Source organism: Frankia sp. CoBUL1 (assembly GCF_978021245.1).
The window spans coordinates 1-2,971 of record NZ_CDXDOS010000342.1 but is presented as its reverse complement, the minus strand read 5'-3'; the positions used below and the strand labels follow the sequence as shown (position 1 = coordinate 2,971).

Below are 2,971 nucleotides of genomic sequence, written 5' to 3'. Positions count from 1 at the left end.
GCCCAGGAGCACCCCCGCACCGGCCACGACCCGGGGATCCGGCCCGACCAGGTCGACGCCATCGGGAAGCAGCGTCCGCAGCACCTCGATGCCGTCCGGTCGGATGCCATCCCTGGCCGCCCGCACCTGCGCCCACCCGGAGCGCGCGGCGGCATGTTCAGCTCCCGGCGCAGGTCCGTCGGACCCGGTTCGGGTGTCCGGATCGTCGGGCGGGACGGGGAGGGTGGTCCCGTCGTCGGCTCGTGACGGGCCGCGGTCCGATCCGTCTGCCTGGTCGCCTCTGTCTGCCCGGTCGCCCGATCTGCCCGGAGTGGTTTGGCCGCCCGGGCCGGTCCGGGTACCTGGACCGGCCCGGCTCTCCCGATCGGGTAGACCCGCCAGGCCGGTCAGGGCCCGCCGCAGCCACACCTGGACGGCACCGGGCGCCGGCGCCGCGTCAACCAGCCCTGCGGCGTATGCCGAGTCCGCGGTGTAGCTGCCCGGGGGCGGGGCGGCACCGGTGGCCGCCGCGACCACCCGAGGCCCGGCGAAGCCGACCGTCGCCCCGCGTACCGCGCACCGAAGGTCCGCGCGGGAGCCGATCGTCACCCAGACGCCACCGGTGGTGGGCTGGTCCGCGACGGCGATGTGACCGACCCCCGCCGCGTCCAGTGCGGCGAGCGCCAGTGCGGCCCGGGGCAGCCCGACGAGTCCGGCGACCCCTTCCTGCAGGCGGGTGCCGCCGCTGCGCAGGAACGACACCAGGGGACGGCGGCTGGCCGCGGCCGCGGTGGCGGCCTCGGTGAACCCACGTGCGTCCCGCTCGCCAAAGCTTCCCCCGTAAACCGTGAAATCCCAGACCGCGACCACGGCAGGGATGCCGGCCACCGCGCCTTCGCCCCAGCGCAGGGCCGGTCGAGCGTCGTAGTCGGGCCAGCCCAGTCGGTTGACGGCCGCAGCCGTGGCGGGCCGCAGGGTGATGCCTGCGAGCAGGGCGGCGCGCCAGCCGGCGGTCGTCTTCTGGCCCGGCCGGGTGTCGTTGTCCACGTCCGCATCTTCGCGCCCGGGGCCGACCGGATGTCCGTCGTCGCGGCCGCGGTGTCGTGGAACACGGACGGGCGCTCCCCGCCGGCGGGTGCTCGCAGGCCCGCACGCCTGGGACGCTCCGTGCCCTCGGCCCGATGGCGGCCGGGACATAGTCTTTCATCCACAGCCCCCGGGCGGGTGGGAACCCGGATCGAACCCGCTACACCGGTGCGGCGAGGGGAGCAGCGAGGGAAGCGATGCTCACACCGCTGATGGAGGAGGATCCTCGCCAGATCGGCCCGTACCGCCTGCAGAACCGGATCGGTGCCGGCGGGATGGGGACCGTGTATCTCGGTTTCGCCCCGGATCGGCGTCCCGTCGCCGTGAAGGTCGCCGCCGAGGATCTCGCCGAGGACGAGGAGTTCCGCAGCCGCTTCGAACGTGAGGTGCGGGCGGCGCTGCGCGTGCGAGGCACGGCGGTGGCCGCCGTGCTCGACGCCGACACCGAGGCCGCGGCGCCGTGGATGGTCACCGAGTACGTCGAGGGGACCAGCCTGGCCGAGGCCGTCCGGGCCCGCGGTCGGCTGGAGGACCACCTCGTCCGGGGTCTTGCCGTCGGCCTTGCCGACGCGCTGGTCGCCATCCACGCCGCCGGCGTCGTCCATCGTGATCTCAAACCGTCCAACATCCTGCTGGCCTGGGACGGACCCAAGGTGATCGACTTCGGGATCGCGCACCTGACCGACAGCGCCACGCTGACCCGCACCGGTCATGTGATCGGCACGTTGGCCTGGATGTCACCGGAACAGATGCGCGGCGAGCCGTCGGACGCCTCAGCGGACGTCTTTGCCTGGGCGAGCTGCGTGACGTACGCGGCGACGGGGCGACATCCCTTCCATGCCGAGACGCCGGACCTGCTTGCCGTCCGGGTGCAGCGGGACTCTCCCGATCTCTACACGCTCCCTGGGTACCTGCTCAACCAGGTCGCGAGGGCGCTGTCCAAGGCCCCGCGGGAGCGGCCGGACGCCGCCTCGCTGCTGGCCGCGCTGGTAGGCCGGGAGGTGCGTGGGGTCACCGAGGCCGATGCCGCCGCCGGTGACGTCCTGGAGCGGACCTGGACCGGATCGTCTCCGGTGTTCGGCGTGTGCCCGCCCCGTTCCCTGCGCCGGTCTCCTCTCCGTCGCCGAATCGTTCCGGTCCGCGTGTCCCCGGCGCGGGGCGAGTTCCGGCCCGGCCCGCGCCGGGGGCGGCCGGCTCGGCCGGCGGCTGGGCGCCGGATGTGCAGGGACCAGGCCCGGCACCCGGCCTGTGGCCGGTCGGACCGCCGCCACCCGCATCGGCCTTTCGGCCCGCCGTGCCATTACCCCCCGCGGCTCCGCTGCGACCGGTCGCCCCGCCAGCGGTCGCCCCGCCACCATCGTCGGGAGCGGTTTTCCCGGGGGGCGGGCGGATCAGGCGCCCGTGGGGCGTCGGGGCACGACCGCCGCGGACGTGGCGTCCGATCCGGGACGGTCAGAGGTGACCTATCGCCCCAGCGACCCGACTCCGCCGGCGCGTCCTCCCGATCCGTCGGCCTTCCCGCCAGCGGGTCGACCGGCTGCGCCGCGGGTCGGGCGGTGGACCGGCGCCAGGCGGGCCGAGGCGTCGCGGCGCCGGCACTGGAACAGCGGCGCGATGCTGTCGGTTCTCCTGGCGGTACTCTGGATCTTCGGGATTGGGAGTGCCGCGGCTGTCGTGGTCGGCCTGGTCGCGCGGGTTCGGATCCGCCGCAGGGATGAGCGTGGCGCCACAGTGGCGGCCCTCGGCATCGGCCTGGGTTGGCTCGGGATCGGACTAACGATGATCTTGATCGTCGTTATCCTGAAATTCGTCTAACTGGTCCGGAGGGGCCGGCCACGATCGGTGTTTCTTCCATGTGATTTCCGGCATAATTAGGGTCTCAACTTTCGTGACGTCAGACACGGGA

The 2,971-nt window shown here is 73.8% G+C and carries 3 protein-coding genes; 2 read left to right on the top strand and 1 reads right to left on the bottom strand.

The features are described from left to right. On the bottom strand, nt 1–1,026 hold a 1,026-nt coding region (locus tag AC08OX_RS16610; protein ID WP_476608653.1), incomplete at its 3' end, for a carboxyl transferase domain-containing protein. A 236-nt stretch (nt 1,027–1,262) separates the two neighbouring features. Here AC08OX_RS16610 and AC08OX_RS16605 point away from each other — a divergent pair. Continuing rightward, nucleotides 1,263–2,783 carry a serine/threonine-protein kinase gene (locus tag AC08OX_RS16605; RefSeq protein WP_476608652.1) on the top strand — a complete coding sequence of 507 codons (1,521 nt, stop codon included), beginning with the start codon at nt 1,263–1,265 and terminating at the stop codon, nt 2,781–2,783. Continuing rightward, nucleotides 2,695–2,880: a DUF4190 domain-containing protein gene (locus tag AC08OX_RS16600; protein ID WP_476608654.1), complete on the top strand. Its 186-nt coding sequence runs from the start codon at nt 2,695–2,697 to the stop codon at nt 2,878–2,880. The genes AC08OX_RS16605 and AC08OX_RS16600 overlap by 89 nt, the downstream gene beginning before the upstream one ends. Nucleotides 2,881–2,971 lie beyond the last annotated feature (91 nt).

Coding starts and splice junctions, on each gene's coding strand:
- AC08OX_RS16605 (WP_476608652.1), top strand. CDS start 1,263: ATGCTCACACCGCTGATGGAGGAGGATCCTCGCCAGATCGGCCCGTAC.